Below are 17,048 nucleotides of genomic sequence, written 5' to 3'. Positions count from 1 at the left end.
CCGGGGCTCCTTGGCTGTGCGTTATTCAACGGCTTTTGTTGTCAAAATCGCCTGCTCCCCTTATGATCCGCGGCTAACGGGACGGCAAGGAATACGTCCCACAATACGGGTGCCCGGCGGAGCAGTGTTGCCATGTTCGAACAACGACCCCGAAAGCGATCGGGCCTGAGCTCGGCCTTCATCATTCTCGAACTGGTCTATCACTCGGTCGTGCGTTCGGTGCGCAAGAGCCACGGCAACGCGGTCATGGCGCTTGTGATCAACATGATGCAGGTCGCCATCATGGTGGTGGTGTTCTACGCGATGTTCTCGCTGCTGGGTCTGCGCCGTTCGGCGATTCGCGGTGACTTCCTGCTCTACATCATGTCGGGCATCTTTCTCTACATGACCCATGTCAAGACGCTGGGCGCGGTGGTCGGCTCCGAAGGCCCGGCCGCACCGATGATGCAGCACGCGCCGATGAACACCATCGTGTCGATTCTCTCGGCGGCCCTGGGGGCGCTCTATATCCAGGTGCTGTCGCTCTTCCTGATCCTGTTCGGCTATTACGTGATCATCAATCGCTTTGTCATCGAACAACCGGTTGCCGCTTTCGGTGCCTTTCTGATCGCGTGGTTCACGGGGTTCGCGGTGGGGGTCGTGCTGCTCGCGATCAAGCCGTGGTTTCCGACATTCGTGTCGATCTTCAGCACCTTCTATACCCGCGCCAACATGATCGCTTCGGGCAAGATGTTCGTCGCCAATACCCTGCCGGGTTACATGCTGGCCATGTTCGACTGGAACCCGCTCTTTCATGCCATCGACCAGGCGCGTGGCTTCATCTTCGTGAATTACTTTCCGCGCAATTCGAGCCTCGAATATCCGATCATCGTCGGCATCGCCCTGTTGATGATCGGGCTGATCGGCGAATTCTATACCCGCCGCCACGCCTCGCTGAGCTGGAGCGCGCGGCGCTGATCGCTTGTGGCGGTCCTGCACCTCATGTCACCACCCGCAGCGTCAGGTTGATCCGTCCGCCATCCTTCAAGAGCCCGCTCGACCCGAACCTGATCCGGTCCACCCCGTGATGGACAAGCCGCGCCGCGCCGCCGAGCACCACCACGTCACCGCTCTCCAGCCAGATCGATTCGGTCTTGCCGCCGCGTTCGGTATTGCCGACGCGGAACAGCCCCGCATCCCCCAGCGAGACCGACACAACCGGCTGCGCGAAGTCGGCCTCGTCCCGGTCCTGATGCAGCCCCATCCGCGCGCCCTCGCCATAGTAGTTGACCAGGCAGCATTCCGGCGCGCGCAAGGCGGGCGTCGCGACCGCTCCGAATCGTTCCCAGATCTCCAGCACCGCAGCCGGGATCGGCGGCCAGTCTGCACCCGACGGGTGCCGGCGTTCGTAACGATAGCCGCGCCGGTCGCTGACCCAGCCGAATTTTCCGGCGCTGGTCATCTTGACGCTCATCCGCTTGCCCCAGCGCGTTTCGGGGTGAAACATCGGCGCCGCGCGGGCGATCTCGCGGATGCGGTCCACCAGCCCGGCCTGCGCGCCTTCATCCAGCGCGCGTCTGAACACGGTCACGCCGCGCAGTTCGATCCGCTCACATTCGTTCATCCCAACCCCTTGTTACGTCCGATTCCGGCGATTGGTGCAAAAAACACCGGATATTTGCAATCTCTTGGCGATACCGGTGCTTGCAGCGCCAAAACTGCCTGCCTATATACGCCCGGAAGCGCCGCGAACTGGCGGAACCGGACACGGCGCCCCAAAGCCGGGGGTGGATGCCATAATGGGTCCGGCCCTCGAAAATCGCCTTGAAGTAGAAGGGATCGAAAAACATGGCCAAAGTCATCGGTATTGACCTCGGAACCACCAACTCCTGCATCGCCATCATGGATGGTGCGCAACCGCGCGTGATCGAAAACGCCGAAGGGGCACGGACGACCCCGTCGATCGTCGCCTTCACAGACGATGAACGCCTCGTCGGCCAGTCGGCCAAACGTCAGGCCGTCACCAACCCTGAAAACACCATCTTCGGCGTCAAGCGCCTGATCGGTCGTCGTTTCGACGACAGCGATCTGGCCAAGGACAAGAAGAACATGCCCTTTTCCGTCATCGACGGCGGCAATGGCGACGCCTGGGTCGAAGCCAAGGGCGAGAAATATTCGCCGTCCCAGATTTCCGCCTTCATCCTCGGCAAGATGAAGGAAACCGCCGAAAGCTATCTCGGCGAAGAGGTGACGCAGGCCGTCATCACCGTGCCCGCCTATTTCAACGACGCCCAGCGTCAGGCGACCAAGGACGCCGGCAAGATCGCCGGTCTCGAAGTGCTGCGCATCATCAACGAGCCGACCGCCGCGGCGCTGGCCTATGGTCTCGACAAGCAGGACAGCCACACCATCGCGGTTTATGACCTCGGCGGCGGTACCTTCGACGTGACCATCCTCGAAATCGACGACGGGCTGTTCGAAGTCAAATCGACCAACGGCGACACCTTCCTTGGCGGCGAAGACTTCGACATGCGGGTCGTCAACTACCTCGCCGAGGAGTTCAAGAAAGAGCATGGCGTCGACCTGACCAAGGACAAGATGGCCCTGCAACGGCTCAAGGAAGCCGCCGAAAAGGCCAAGATCGAACTCAGCAGCTCCAGCCAGACCGAGATCAACCAGCCGTTCATCTCGATGGACAAGGACACTGGGCAGCCGCTCCACATGGTGATGAAGCTGACCCGGGCCAAGCTCGAAAGCCTCGTCTCCGACCTGATCAAGGCATCGCTCAAGCCCTGCCAGGCCGCGCTCAAGGATGCGGGCCTTTCCAAGGATGACATCGACGAGGTCGTGCTGGTCGGCGGTCAGACCCGGATGCCCAAGGTGTTCGAGGAAGTGACCAAGTTCTTCGGCAAGGAACCCCACAAGGGCGTCAACCCCGACGAGGTCGTTGCCATGGGCGCCGCCATCCAGGCCGGCGTGCTCCAGGGCGACGTCAAGGATGTGGTCCTTCTCGACGTGACCCCGCTTTCGCTGGGCATCGAAACGCTGGGCGGCGTGTTCACCCGCCTGATCGACCGCAACACGACGATCCCCACCAAGAAGTCGCAGATCTTCTCGACCGCAGAGGACAACCAGTCCGCGGTGACGATCCGCGTCTTCCAGGGCGAGCGTGAAATGGCGACCGACAACAAGATGCTGGGTCAGTTCAACCTAGAGGACATTCCGCCGGCACCGCGCGGCATGCCCCAGATCGAGGTGACCTTCGACATCGACGCCAACGGCATCGTCAACGTCTCGGCCAAGGACAAGGGCACCGGCAAGGAACACAAGATCACCATCCAGGCGTCGGGCGGTCTCTCCGAAGAGGACATCGAGAAGATGGTCAAGGACGCCGAGGCGAACGCCGAGGCCGACAAGGCCCGCAAGGAACTCGTCGAGGCCCGCAACCAGGCCGAGAGCCTCATCCACTCGACCGAGAAGTCGCTGGAAGAGCATGGCGACAAGGTCGATCCGACAACCGTCGAGGCGATCGAGCTTGCCATCTCCGCGCTCAAGGAAGACCTCGAGAAAGAGGATGTCACGGCCGAGAAGATCAAGTCCGGCATCCAGAACGTGACCGAAGCGGCCATGAAACTGGGCGAGGCGATCTACAAGGCCAGCCAGGAAGAGGGTGGCGATGAAGAACCATCGGCCGCTGATTCGGGGCAGGGCGACGACGATATCGTCGATGCCGACTTCGAAGACCTTGATGACGACAAGCGCGCGTAAGCGTTCAGGGATCTCAGGGGCCGGGCCATGATCCGGCCCGGCCCCAAGTGGTCCTTTGAAAGGGGATAACCCGATGGCAAAACGCGACTTTTACGAGGTGCTCGGTGTTTCCAGGGGCGCTTCGACCGACGAAATCAAGAAAGCCTACCGCAAGAAGGCCAAAGAGCTTCACCCCGACCGCAACGCCGACAACCCACAGGCCGAGGCCCAGTTCAAAGAAGCCAACGAAGCCTACGAGGTGTTGAAGGACGCCGATAAGAAGGCCGCCTATGACCGGTTCGGTCATGCCGCCTTCGAGGGTGGCATGGGCGGTGGTGGTGCACGACCCGGCGGTCATCCCGGCCATGGCGATTTCGCCTCGGCCTTCTCGGACGTGTTCGACGATCTCTTCGGCGATTTCATGGGCGGGCGCGGTGGCCCCGGCGGGCGACAGCGCGCCACCCGCGGCGCCGACCTGCGTTACAACATGCGCATCACGCTGGAAGAGGCGTTTTCGGGTCTGCAGAAAACCATCAACGTGCCCTCTTCGGTGCAATGCGATGCCTGTGACGGCACCGGCGCCGAAAGCGGGTCCGAACCCACAACCTGCCCGACCTGTTCGGGCATGGGCAAGGTCCGCGCGCAACAGGGCTTTTTCACCGTCGAACGCACCTGTCCAACCTGTGGCGGGCTGGGCCAGATCGTCCAGAACCCCTGCAAGGTCTGCCACGGACAGGGCCGGGTTCACAAGGACCGCTCGCTTTCCGTGAACATCCCCGCGGGCGTCGAAACCGGCACCCGCATTCGCCTCGCGGGTGAGGGCGAGGCCGGGATGCGTGGCGGTCCGGCGGGCGATCTTTTCATCTTCATCGAGGTCGAGAAACACGATCTCTTCGAACGTGAAGGCAATGATCTCTTCTGCCGCGTGCCGGTCTCGATGACCGCCGCCGCGCTGGGTGGCGATATCGAGGTGCCCACCATCGATGGCGGCCGCAGCCGCGTGAAGATTCCCGCCGGTTCGCAATCGGGGCGCCAGATGCGTCTGCGCGGCAAGGGCATGCCCGCCCTGCGCGGCGGCCCCGCGGGCGACATGTTCATCGAACTGGCGGTCGAAACCCCGGTGAATCTCACCGCGCGGCAAAAGGAGCTTCTCAAGGAGTTCGAGGAGCTGAGCGAAGAGAACAACCCGCAAAGCTCGTCCTTCTTCTCCTCGGTCAAGAGTTTCTGGGACGCGATGAAGGGCTGAGCCGAAGAGAGCCGCCCGGTGCGTGTCATGCTGGATTGAATCTCCCGCCCGGAACAGCGGCGAAGTCGCCCGGGCAGCATCCGGCCGGGTGCCTTTGAGGTGATGCGCATCGCTTCGAGTGGGGGATGACGTTTCGGGATAATGCGCATGGCGCCGACGTTGTGAGCACCCGACCGCGGCCATCTGCTGTCCTCTCGTCTGGCATTGGTCTTGCGATCTACCCTCGCTGCCGAATCATCTTGCGGGTGCGTGTTCTCACGCACCCTTTCTTTTTGCTTAACAAACACCGCGCGCCGGGTTCATGATTGCCCCGCCGGGCGCCACCCCGTGACCCGGCAGCTGGGCGGCAGCCGGGAGTCATACGCAAATCACCCCCCTGTCTCGGCCCAAAAAGAATCGTTAACCCTTGCCGAAATTAACCAATTCTTCACCAGATCCGGCTCACACTCGGGGCATGACCGCCACGCCCCAGTTTTCCGAAGGCCCGTTGCCGCTTTTCGACGATGACGAGGTTCAGATCGTCCCGGCGCTGCCCTCTGGCAAGCGCCCCTCCTATATCTCCGATCACCGCAAACGCCTGCGCGCCCGCTTTCTCTCGGGCGGCGCGCAGGCCCTGCCCGATTACGAGATCCTCGAACTGGTGCTGTTCCGTGCGATCCCGCGTCAGGATGTCAAGCCATTGGCTCATAAGCTGCTGGAAACATTCGGTGATTTCAACCGTGTGCTCGCCGCCCCGACCGAGCGGCTGGCCCGGGTCAAGGGTGTGGGCGAGGCGGTGATCTGTGAGTTGAAGATCGTTGAGGCCGCGGCACAGCGCCTGGCCCGGTCGCGCGTCATGCAACGCCATGTCGTCTCGTCATGGGACGCTCTGCTCGACTATTGCCACACCACCATGGCCCATCGCGACACCGAGCAATTCCGCGTTCTCTATCTTGACCGCAAGAACGTGCTGATCGCCGACGAGGAACAGGCGCGCGGCACTGTCGATCACGTCCCCGTCTACCCGCGTGAGGTCGTCAAACGTGCCTTGGAACTCAACGCTAGCGCCTTGATTCTGGTGCATAATCACCCCTCTGGTGACCCCACGCCCAGCCCCGAGGATATCGCCATGACCGGGCAGGTCGAAGCCGCCGCACAAGCGCTGGGTCTGACCCTGCACGACCATCTCATCATCGGAAAATCCGCCGAGCTCAGCTTTCGCGCCGAGGGTTTGCTCTAGCACCCTAACGCAGCCAGACCTCGACCCGCCGGTTCACCTGCCGGCCCCAGGCGCTATCGTCACAGGCCATCGGCATTGCCTCTCCGAACCCCGTATAACCCATTGTCAAACGGTCGAAATTCGCGGTTTCAGCCGCGGTACGAACGGCCTTCTCCACGGCTTCTGCCCGGCGTTGGGAAATCGCCAGATTGGATTCCGCCGATCCTGCGCCATCGCTGAAGCCGACGAACAGGATTTCGCGCCCGTCGTAGCGCCCGGATTCCAATGCCCGTGCCAGCAATTGAATGTTCGACCGTGACTGTGCGTCGAGCTTGACCGAACCCGCCTCGAATCGAAACGAAGTCGATAACCTCTTCATGTCCTGAAGTTTTTTCAGCATATCCTGAAGCTTGGCCAGCCCGTCCTCTGGCCCCGCCGCGGCAATCGCATTGGCCAGCCGATTCCCCTGTGCATCGACAGTGATCTCTTCCGGGGCCTGATCAATGAACCCCGCCCGCCGGATCACCATCTGGGCCTGCGGGCTACGTGTGTAAGACAGAAATTCGCGCGCCAGTTTCGGCAAGCGCCGCGTCGGCAGATACAGGAACATTGGCGCGGTCAACGGATAGTCCTCGGTCTTGACCGTGCGCCGCGTGGCCGCAAGGGGAAACCCGCAACCTCCTTTCAGAACGAGGGCTTGCGTGTTTCCCGTCGCGGATTTGCTGGCGATACCCAGGGCAAAGGGGTCCATCGCCACAGCACGGGCCAGCGCGTTGTCACTGCTGTGCCGCGTGGCCGAGGGCGACAGCGCAAGCCCTGCCGGAGCCATGATACGGTCCTCGACCGCCTGCCCCGTCCCCGACGCGGAGTCGCGGAGGTGAAGGCTGATCGGCGCATCGGGGCCGCCGAGCGCCTTCCAATTGGTGATCTCGCCCGCAAACACCTCTGAAAGCTCGACGATACTTATGCTGTCGACCGGGTTTCCGGGCGCAACCACGGCCACCAGGGCATCAAGCGCCAGTACCCGGCTGCGTGCCCGACCAGTCAGATCGCCAAGCCCCGCATCGCGGGCAAGGCGGGCCTCCTCCGGCCGAACCTCGCGCAAGGCCATGGCCATATCGGCCTCGTCGGCAAGCAGGTCGGCGAACCCCTCGTCGGTATTGGTCAGGCTGAATCGGAAGCGCCCCTTCTCCGCCCCATCACTGCGATCAGACAACACATACTCGAAGGTGTTCTCTCCCTTGTCCGCTCGTCTGGCCTCCAGGCCCTGCAGAAGGGCAAAGGCCTCGATCAGGGCCGGCACCAGAAGATTGCCCATTGTCGCGGCGCCCGAAATGGTCAATTCGGCAACGAAATCAATCAGGTTGGGACATCCCGGACCTTCGCAGGTGACCCCGGATCCATCGACCGTCAATTCGCCATAGATCGTGTCGACGCGATAGAACTCGCCGTCAAATCCGAGCATCGTCCCGTTCAACTCGATCGCGCCGTCGCGCGACCTTAGGGTCACGTCATCGGCGTTCACGGCCGGGACTGCACTCAAAAGGAAAAGTGCGGCGAAGACCGCCGCACAGACCATGGGTTTCAAAAAGACCTCGATCGTGGCGAAGGTGGCGAACTCAGTTGCGCGCCACTTTCAGGTCATTGACGAGGTTTTTCAATACAAGAAGGTCTCCAATTGCATCGCAATCCGGCATTGTCAGGCTCAGTGACTTAACATCGAGCTCGCCAGCCGCGCTGCGCTGCATCGCCTTTGCGTCTACCGTGCGCCCGCAATTGCGGTCCGTCACCTCGATTTCGACGCTCAGTTCCACCTGGCCTTCCTCCTGGGCGATGCCGGTGGGAAAGCTGTAAACCTGCGCCACTCGGGCGTTGTCCATCGAAGGATCACCCAGCGTGATCAGGAAGCCACCCTTGCCCGTCGCGGCGTTTTCGATGCCGCCGGTCGCTTCGGACCAGACATGGCCGCGATCCGTATGCTCTGCCCCGTATTCCAGAGCGTGAAGTGTGACAGCACTGTCGTTGCTCGACTGGATGACAGCGCGGTCATAGAATTCGAGTGAACTGACCGTCGCGCTGGCCGAGACCGCGTGATCGTCGACGAAGGTGGCGGTGATCCGCGCGTCTTCGACGAGGGCGGGAATTGTCACCTCGAGCTTTCCCTCCGCGTCTGTCGCTTCGCTAAAGACCATTTCGGCATGTTCCAGCGTTACCCGCTCATTGGGCAGGCATTCCGCGTGAATAGAAACGTTGACAAGCGCGGCGGCGACGGTTTCGACCTTCATTTCGGGGTCGCAGGTCTGCGTCTCGTCGGGCTCTTGGGTCGCCTGATCATCCCTTGAAGCTTCCGAGATTTCGGGCGTGATTTCGGGCGCGACGGTGATGACGGGATCGTCGAGCGCCGCGCTTTCGAAAACGGTCTGCGCGGCCTCGTCGCGCGCTTGCGCCTGCTCCGGGTTCGGGATGGCGGGATCGTCCCCGGCCGATGTCGACGTCTCGACCTCGGGTGCCGGTTCTTCTGCGATGCTGTCCATCAATGCCGTATCTGATGTTGCCTCGGCCTCGGTCGGGTTCGCGGTTGACGACGCCTCGACCTCCGATGTCTCCCGCGTGTCTGCCGCAGTCGGTTCCGCCCTCGAAATATCAAGTATTTCGACCGGTTCGCTTGCGGCCTGGTTCATCGCGGCCTGCCCTGGGCCCGACTGGCCATTCTGCATGAAAAAGCCGATTCCGGCGATCGCGAAGAGCGTCCCGCCAATCGTGAATATGCGTTTTCGGTCCGGCATGACTGCCTCCAATACTCGTTCTCTTTGGATGAGTATCGGTGGGAAAAGCGGCGCCGTTGTGGCCCCATGAAGGAGTCATCTTGACCCCTTCAAGGCATCCGGGCCTAGAGAAATCGCCCGTGGCAGTGCTTGAACTTCTTGCCGGAACCGCAGGGGCAGGGCGCATTCCGCCCCGGGTTGCCCCATGTCGATGGGTCCGTTTCATCGAAGCCTTCGGCGGCGGCTTCGGGGTTCGGTGCGGCACCGGCTGTCGCGGCTTCTGCTTGCTGGTCGAGCATCTGCCGCTGCACCTGCATCTGTTCCATCATTTGCGCCTGTTCCTCGTCGCTCAGCGGTCGAACTTGTGCCAGTGTCTTGGTCACGTCGAGCCGCAGGCTATCGAGCATCCCCTCGAAAAGCTGGAAGGCTTCGGTCTTGTATTCGTTCAGCGGATCACGCTGGGCATAGCCACGAAACCCGACGACGCTTCGAAGATGTTCGAGCGTCAAAAGATGCTCGCGCCATTTCGTGTCGATGGTCTGAAGCAGCACCTGTTTCTCGATGGAACGCATGTTGTCGGGGCCGAAAGCGGCCGTCTTCTTGGCCATGAACTCGTCGCTGGCCTTTTCCAGCCGCTCGATGATCTCGTCGTCATCCACCCCTTCCTCGTCGACCCAATCGGTCACCGGCACGTCGATCCCGAGATGTTCCTGCGCAGCGGCATAAAGCCCCTCGCCATCCCATTGATCGGCATAGCTCTTGGGCGGGATATAGGTTTCGACCAGATCGTCGATGACCTCGTTGCGCATGTCGCGCACGATGCTCGACAGGTCTTCGGCCTTCATGATGTCGAGCCGCTGCTTGAACACGACCTTGCGCTGCTCGTTCATCACGTCGTCGTATTTCAACAGCTGTTTGCGGATGTCGAAATTGCGTGCCTCGACCTTGGCCTGCGCGCGTTCCAGGCTCTTGTTCACCCATGGGTGCACAATCGCCTCGCCCTCTTGCATGCCGAGCTTGGAAAGCACCTTGTCGAGCCGCTCCGACCCGAAGATGCGCATCAGGTCGTCTTCGAGGCTCAGGAAGAACGCGCTGCGCCCCGGGTCGCCCTGACGGCCTGAGCGGCCGCGCAACTGGTTGTCGATACGTCGGCTTTCGTGGCGCTCGGTGGCCAGAACGAACAGCCCCCCGGCTTCCTTGACCTTCTTCTCGTCCTCGGCGTGCTCCGCCTCGATCCGTTTGCGGATCTCTTCGGGGTCGGCCTCCGGGTCGGCCTCGATCGCTTCCATGATCTTGAAATCGACATTGCCGCCCAGCTTGATATCGGTGCCGCGCCCGGCCATGTTTGTGGCGATGGTCACCGCGCCGAACTTGCCGGCATCGGCGATGATCTGTGCCTCTTTCTCATGCTGGCGCGCATTCAACACGTTGTGCGTGATCTCGGCCTTGGTCAGCATTTCCGACAAGAGCTCGGATTTCTCGATACTGGTCGTGCCCACCAGGATCGGTTGTCCCTTGGCATTCGCTTCGCGGATCGTTTCGAGGATCGCGTCGTATTTCTCGGCGGTGGTGCGATAGACCGCATCGTCCTCATCGACCCGCGCAATCGGCTGGTTGGTCGGCACCTCGACCACGCCCAGGCCATAGATCTCGGCGAATTCCGCGGCCTCCGTGACCGCCGTGCCGGTCATGCCCGACAGCTTTTCGTAGAGCCGGAAATAGTTCTGGAAGGTGACCGAGGCGAGGGTGATGTTCTCGGGCTGGATGTTGCAACCCTCCTTGGCCTCGATCGCCTGGTGAAGCCCGTCCGACAGGCGCCGTCCCGGCATCATCCGCCCGGTGAACTCGTCGATCAGCACCACGTCGCCATCGCGCACGATGTAATCCTTGTCCCGGGCGAAAAGCTTGTGCGCCCGCAAACCCTGGTTGACGTGGTGCACGATGGTCGTGCTTTCCGGGTCGTAGAGGCTGTGTTCCTCGGGCAAAAGCCCGCGTGTCTTGAGCTGTTCTTCGAGCCATTCGTTGCCTTCGTCGGTGAAGGTCACGTTGCGGGTTTTTTCGTCGATCGTGAAATGATCGTCCGAGAGTTCCGGGATGAGCTTGTCAACCGTCAGGTAAAGCTCGGACCGATCCTGCGATGGCCCCGAGATGATCAGCGGCGTGCGTGCCTCGTCGATCAGGATGCTGTCGACCTCGTCCACGATGGCAAACCCGTGCCCGCGCTGCGCCATCTCCTCAAGCGAAGATTTCATGTTGTCGCGCAGGTAATCGAAACCCAGCTCGTTGTTGGTGGCATAGGTCACGTCACAGCGATAGGCGTCACGCTTTTCGGCCTCGGGCTGCTGCGGATAGATCACGCCGGTGGTCAGGCCCAGCGCGCCGTAAACCTTGCCCATCCATTCCGCATCACGCTTGGCCAGATAGTCGTTGACCGTGACGATGTGCACGCCCTTGCCGGTCAGTGCATTGAGATAGGCGGGAAAGGTCGCAACCAGCGTCTTGCCCTCGCCGGTCTTCATCTCGCTGATATTGCCCTGATGGAGGAAGATGCCGCCCATCAACTGCACATCGAACGCCCGCAGACCCAGCGTGCGCTTGGCTGCCTCACGGCAGTTTGCAAAGGCTTCGGGCAACAGGTCGTCAAGGCTCTCGCCGCCCTTGGCGCGGTCGGCAAGCTCCGTTGTCTTGTCCTTCAATCCCTGGTCCGACAGGGCCTCGAACTCGGGCTCAAGTGCGTTGATCTTGTCGATGGTGGGGCGGGTCGCCTTGATCTTCCGGTCATTCGGCGTTCCGAAGACCTTTTTCGCAAGCGTTCCAAATCCCAGCATGTTCCATCCGATCCGGCTATTGTCGTTTTCAAGGGCGGCATTTGCTTGCCCCTCCATTTCTCAGCCCCTACAACGGGCTCCAAAGAGCGGCTTTTGCCTTTGTCTTAAGGCGATGTAAGGGGCGGCTCTGGCAGTGTCAACGTCGCGTTCCCGCGCGGCAACAGCAAAGGACAACCCGATGTCGAATCGTCTCTCATTTCTCGCTGCGCCGCTTCTCGCGGTGGCCTTGACCGGCGCCGCGCCGCTCATGGCCGACGATGCGCCCAACGCTGATACGGTGGTCGCCACCGTCAACGGCACCGAGATCACGCTCGCGCACATGATCCTCATGCGCAACAACCTTCCGGAGCAATACGCGCAACTTCCCGATGACGTGCTGTTTCAGGGTGTCCTCGATCAGCTCGTGCATCAGACCGTGCTGATGCAATCCCACGAGGGCGCGATGCCCGGCCGGGTCAAGACCGCCCTCGAGAATGAAGAGCGTTCGCTCATGGCCGCCGAGGCGATCCAGAAAACGCTCGACTCGGAGCTCTCCGAAGATGCGCTTCGCGCGGCCTATGAAGAGCAATATGCCGACGCGACCCCGGCCAAGGAATACAACGCGGCCCACATTCTCGTCGAAACCGAGGAAGAAGCCCGCGCCATCCTGTCCGAGCTTGAAGACGGGGCCGATTTCGCCACGCTGGCAAGCGAAAGATCGACCGGTCCCTCCGGCCCCAACGGCGGCGATCTTGGCTGGTTCGGCGAAGGCATGATGGTCGCACCCTTCGAGGAGGCCGTGCTGGCGCTCGAGGTCGGCGAACTCTCAACCCCTGTCGAGACCCAGTTCGGCTGGCATGTGATCAAGCTCAATGAAACACGGCTCACGGACGCCCCCGAATTCGAGGATGTCCGCGCCGAGATCGAGAGTGAACTCCAGGCCGACGTGATCCAGTCCCGCATCGACGAGCTGACCGAGGAAGCGACCATCGACCGGAGCGGCGAAAGCGATATTGATCCGGCCATGCTGAAAGATACATCCCTCCTGGAGAACTGACACCTTGGCCAAGACGCCGAAACGCTCCCCGCTCGCGCCTGCGGGTTTTCCCGCCCTGCCCGTTATCGGCGGGGCCGCGTTCGCGACCGTTGCCGCCGGGGTGCGCTATGCCGGGCGTCCCGATGTCATGCTGGCCCGCCTGGCGCCGGGAACCTCTGTCGCCGGGGTGTTCACCCGATCCGCCACCCGCTCCGCGGCGGTGCTCGATTGCCAGGCCAAGATCGGCGGCGATGCGACCGAAGGGGCCGCGATCATCGTGAACTCCGGCAACGCCAACGCGTTTACCGGCACGAACGGGTCCGCTGCGGCTCGTCGCGTGACCCAGGGCGTCGCCCACGCGCTGGACCTGCCCGAGGTGCGGGTCTTTTCCGCCTCGACCGGCGTCATTGGCGAGGTGCTGCCGGATGAACGCATCACGTCGCGGCTCGCCGATCTGGCCGGCACCCTCGATGAAACCGCCATCGCGGATGCGGCTCGGGCCATCATGACCACCGATACCTTTCCCAAGGGCGCGTCGGCCAGTTTCAACCGCGACGGCAGGGTGGTGAACATCGCGGGCATTGCCAAGGGGTCGGGCATGATCGCGCCGGACATGGCGACGATGCTGGTCTATATCTTCACCGACGCGGCGGTCGCACAGCCCGCGCTTCAGTCAATGTTGTCCGACCTTACCGGACCGACCTTCAATTCGATCACCGTCGACAGCGATACCTCGACCTCCGACACCCTGCTTCTGGCCGCCACGGGGGTCAGCGGCGTCGAAATTGCCGGCGAAGACGCCGAGTTTCGCGCCGCCCTCCATTCGGTCATGCTCGACCTCGCCCATCAGGTCGTACGCGACGGCGAAGGGGCGACCAAGTTCATTGAAATCCGCGTCACCGGGGCATCCTCCGATGCCGACGCGAAAACCCACGCCCTTTCCATCGCCAATTCGCCGCTGGTCAAGACCGCCGTCGCCGGTGAGGATCCGAACTGGGGCCGGATCGTCATGGCCGTCGGCAAGTCCGGCGCCGCCGCTGACCGCGACCTTCTCAGCATCCGGTTCGGCGATGTTCTGGTGGCGGAAAAGGGCTGGGTCGCACCCGGCTACCGCGAAGAGGACGCCGCCGCACTGATGAAGCGCGACGAGATCATGATTTCCGTCGATATCGGCCTCGGTGCGGGTGCGGCCACGGTCTGGACCTGTGATCTCACCCACGGCTATATCGACATCAACGCCGATTATCGCTCGTGACGGGGCCGATGAACATCGTTCTTGTCGCGGCCGTCGCGCTTGTCGATATCGACGGGCGCGTCTTGCTCGCACAACGCCCCGAGGGCAAGTCCATGGCCGGTCTTTGGGAATTTCCGGGGGGCAAGGTCGAACCGGGCGAGACCCCGGAACACGCCCTGATCCGCGAATTGCAGGAAGAGCTTGGCATCGACACCTGGGGCTCATGCCTTGCGCCGCTCACTTTCGCCTCGCACAGCTATGATGATTTTCACCTGCTGATGCCGCTTTTCGTCTGCCGAAAGTGGCAGGGTATCCCCCATGCACGTGAAGGCCAGACCCTGAAATGGGTGCGGGCCCGCGATCTGCGCAGCTATCCCATGCCGCCTGCCGATATTCCGCTGATCCCGATTCTGCGCGACTGGCTCTAGGGCCCGGTGCCTGCGACCAGGGTCAATGCGCCCGGGCGTCACGAAAGGGCCGTGGCCTGAATGACGAAGGGGCGGCCCTGTACGGGCCGCCCCTTCTCTTTGAGTTTCCCGTTCGGATCAGTCGAGCTTGCGCTCGACCTCCTGACGTTCGAAAATCTCGATCACGTCGCCGGGGCGGATGTCCTCGTATTTCTCGAAGGCCATCCCACATTCCTGACCGGACTGGACCTCGGCTACCTCGTCCTTGAAGCGCTTCAGCGTCTTGAGCGTACCTTCGTGAATCACCACGTCGTCGCGCAAGAGACGCACACCGGCGCTGCGCCGGGCCACGCCTTCGGTGACAAGACAGCCCGCCACCTTGCCGACGCCCGAGACCTTGAACACTTCCCTGATCTCGGCATAGCCGATAAAGGTCTCGCGGATCTCGGCCGACAGAAGACCGCTTGCCGCTGCTTTCACGTCGTCAACCAGGTCGTAAATCACGCTGTAATAGCGAATCTCTACGCCCTTCTGGTTCGCCGAATTGCGCGCCGGGGCATTGGCGCGCACGTTGAACCCGATGACTGGCGCGCCAGACGCCTCGGCAAGGCTGATATCGCTTTCGGTGATCGCACCCACACCGGAATGCAAGACCCGCACGCGCACCTCGTCGTTGCCGATCTTCTCCATCGCCTGAACGATGGCTTCGGCGCTGCCTTGCACGTCCGCCTTGACCACGATGGGAAGCTCCGAAACGCTCTCGTCCTCCTTGGCCTGGGCCATGAGCTGTTCGAGCGTCGTCGCCGCGCCCGCCGCGGCGCGTTTTTCCTTGGCGGCCGCCTCGCGGTATTCCGCGATCTCGCGCGCCTGCGCCTCGGCTTCCACCACGTTGAGAACATCGCCCGCTTCGGGCGTGCCGTTCAAACCCAGAACCTCGACCGGAACCGAGGGGCCGGCTTCCTTGACGCGCTCACCCTTGTCGTTGATCAGCGCGCGCACCTTGCCATATTGCTCACCCACGACGAACACGTCGCCCTGGTGCAATGTCCCGCGCTGCACCAGAACGGTGGCAACAGGACCGCGGCCAATGTCAAGCTGCGCTTCGATCACCGCGCCCTCGGCGGCGCGATCCGGGTTGGCCTTGAGTTCAAGGATCTCGGCCTGAAGCGCAATGGCCTCAAGCAGTTCATCCAGCCCTTGCCCGGTCTGGGCCGATACCTCGACATCCTGCACGTCGCCCGACATCGCCTCGACAACCACCTCGTGCTGGAGCAGGTCGGTGCGCACCTTGTCGGGGTTGGCGGCCGGCAGGTCACATTTGTTGATCGCCACGATCATCGGAACCTCGGCCGCCTTGGCGTGCGCGATCGCCTCCACGGTCTGCGGCATAACGGCATCATCGGCAGCAACGACAAGCACCACGATATCCGTCACCTGTGCCCCGCGTGAGCGCATCGAGGTAAAGGCGGCGTGGCCCGGCGTGTCCAGAAAGGTCAGCACGGCCCCCTGATCGGTTGTCACCTGGTAGGCGCCGATATGCTGGGTGATGCCGCCCGCCTCGCCCGATACGACCTTGGCGTTTCGAATCGCATCCAGAATCGATGTCTTGCCGTGATCGACATGGCCCATGACCGTAATCACCGGCGGCCGCGGCTTGAGATCGTCGGGCGAATCTTCCTGGGTCTTGATGACGTCCTCGACATCGGCGTCGGATACGCGGACCACCTTGTGGCCGAACTCCTCGACGATCAGTTCCGCGGTTTCGGCGTCGATCGGCTGGTTCTGCGTGACCATCATGCCCATCTGCATGAGCGACTTGACGACATCGGCGACGCGTTCGGCCATCCGGTTGGCCAGTTCGCTGACCACGATCATGTCGGGGACCTGAACCTCGCGGACGATCTTTTCACGCTCGACCTGGCCGCCCATTGCCTTTTGCCGGGCGCGCTCCTGCTTGCGTTTCATAGCGGCCATCGACCGCTGGCGTCCACCTTCACCGCCCGAGAGCGCCTGGTTGAGGGTCAGCTTGCCCGACCGGCGCCCGCCATCGTCGCGCGCCTTGGCACCACGGTTGCGGTCCTCGCGTTCGGTCTTGCGTTCGGGCGCGGGCTTGGGGGCCGTCTTGGCTGCGCGCGGTGCGGCGGCCGCATCCTCGGGGGGCGCTGCCGCGGCGGCCGCGGCGCGCTTTGCGGCCTCTTCGGCCTCGCGCTTCTGACGCTCCTCTTCTTCGGCCTTGGCCTTCAACGCCTCTTCACGCTCGCGTTCCTCGCGTTCCTTGCGCTCGGCTTCCTCGCGGCGGCGCTGGCGCTCTTCCTCTCGGGCCTTTTCCTCGGCTTCGCGTTCGGCGGCCTCTTCGGATTCGCGTGCCTTGGCCGCAGCCAACGCCTTCATCCGGCGTTCGAGTTCCGCATCCGAAATGCCCGCCGGACGCTTGGCCGGATTGCCCGACGCCGGCTTCGTTGTCGGCGACACGGGCTTGCCCGCGCCGGGCTTGGCCACGACGACGCGCTTGCGTTTGGTTTCGACCACGACATTCTTTGTCCGCCCGTGGCTAAAGCTCTGCTTTACGCTACCGGGGCGGCCGCCCGTGAGGCCCAATGTCTTTTTGCCGTCACTATCGCTCATATGG

Annotated in this window: 12 protein-coding genes; 7 read left to right on the top strand and 5 right to left on the bottom strand. The window is 62.6% G+C overall.

What is annotated here, in order from left to right; genetic code table 11:
• Positions 1-132: 132 nt before the first annotated feature.
• Positions 133-957, top strand: coding sequence for an ABC transporter permease (locus ACESL9_RS00330; protein ID WP_372610364.1), 825 nt, complete (start codon positions 133-135; stop codon positions 955-957).
• A gap of 22 nt (positions 958-979) precedes the next feature.
• On the opposite strand, the gene ACESL9_RS00325 is transcribed toward ACESL9_RS00330, so the two are convergent.
• Positions 980-1,603, bottom strand: a complete 624-nt coding sequence (locus tag ACESL9_RS00325) for an alpha-ketoglutarate-dependent dioxygenase AlkB family protein (protein ID WP_372610366.1) — start codon at positions 1,601-1,603, stop codon at positions 980-982.
• Between the two features lie 224 nt (positions 1,604-1,827).
• On the opposite strand from ACESL9_RS00325, the gene dnaK reads away from it, so the two are divergent.
• The 3 genes from dnaK to radC all read left to right on the top strand — a co-directional run bounded on the left by dnaK (position 1,828) and on the right by radC (position 6,191).
• Entirely contained in the window at positions 1,828-3,747 is a 1,920-nt protein-coding gene (dnaK, locus tag ACESL9_RS00320; RefSeq protein WP_372610368.1) for a molecular chaperone DnaK, read from the top strand.
• 73 nt (positions 3,748-3,820) lie between these two features.
• Positions 3,821-4,972: a molecular chaperone DnaJ gene (dnaJ, locus tag ACESL9_RS00315; protein ID WP_372610370.1), complete on the top strand. Its 1,152-nt coding sequence runs from the start codon at positions 3,821-3,823 to the stop codon at positions 4,970-4,972.
• 454 nt (positions 4,973-5,426) lie between these two features.
• Positions 5,427-6,191: a RadC family protein gene (radC, locus tag ACESL9_RS00310; protein WP_372610372.1), complete on the top strand. Its 765-nt coding sequence runs from the start codon at positions 5,427-5,429 to the stop codon at positions 6,189-6,191.
• A gap of 4 nt (positions 6,192-6,195) precedes the next feature.
• Here radC and ACESL9_RS00305 read toward each other — a convergent pair whose 3' ends face one another.
• The 3 genes from ACESL9_RS00305 to secA form a co-directional block, all read right to left on the bottom strand.
• Positions 6,196-7,749: a phosphate ABC transporter substrate-binding/OmpA family protein gene (locus ACESL9_RS00305; protein ID WP_372610374.1), complete on the bottom strand. Its 1,554-nt coding sequence runs from the start codon at positions 7,747-7,749 to the stop codon at positions 6,196-6,198.
• A gap of 40 nt (positions 7,750-7,789) precedes the next feature.
• Entirely contained in the window at positions 7,790-8,956 is a 1,167-nt protein-coding gene (locus tag ACESL9_RS00300; protein ID WP_372610376.1) for a translocase, read from the bottom strand.
• 104 nt (positions 8,957-9,060) lie between these two features.
• Entirely contained in the window at positions 9,061-11,763 is a 2,703-nt protein-coding gene (gene secA, locus ACESL9_RS00295) for a preprotein translocase subunit SecA (protein ID WP_372610378.1), read from the bottom strand.
• 178 nt (positions 11,764-11,941) lie between these two features.
• On the opposite strand from secA, the gene ACESL9_RS00290 reads away from it, so the two are divergent.
• From ACESL9_RS00290 to mutT, 3 genes are read left to right on the top strand one after another with little or no spacing between them, the layout of a single operon-like run.
• A complete protein-coding gene (locus tag ACESL9_RS00290; RefSeq protein ID WP_372610380.1) occupies positions 11,942-12,799 on the top strand; it encodes a peptidylprolyl isomerase in 858 nt (285 codons plus the stop codon).
• Positions 12,800-12,803: 4 nt separating this feature from the next.
• Positions 12,804-14,033, top strand: coding sequence for a bifunctional glutamate N-acetyltransferase/amino-acid acetyltransferase ArgJ (gene argJ, locus ACESL9_RS00285; RefSeq protein ID WP_372610382.1), 1,230 nt, complete (start codon positions 12,804-12,806; stop codon positions 14,031-14,033).
• Positions 14,034-14,041: 8 nt separating this feature from the next.
• Positions 14,042-14,440, top strand: a complete 399-nt coding sequence (gene mutT / locus ACESL9_RS00280; protein ID WP_372610384.1) for an 8-oxo-dGTP diphosphatase MutT — start codon at positions 14,042-14,044, stop codon at positions 14,438-14,440.
• Between the two features lie 117 nt (positions 14,441-14,557).
• Here mutT and infB read toward each other — a convergent pair whose 3' ends face one another.
• A complete protein-coding gene (gene infB / locus ACESL9_RS00275; RefSeq protein ID WP_372610386.1) occupies positions 14,558-17,044 on the bottom strand; it encodes a translation initiation factor IF-2 in 2,487 nt (828 codons plus the stop codon).
• Positions 17,045-17,048: the final 4 nt, after the last annotated feature.

This window comes from Aquicoccus sp. (assembly GCF_041686535.1).
Taxonomy (GTDB): Bacteria; Pseudomonadota; Alphaproteobacteria; order Rhodobacterales; family Rhodobacteraceae; genus Aquicoccus.
Note: the sequence above shows the minus strand (reverse complement) of the source record. Positions and strands in the feature narration are given on the sequence as shown.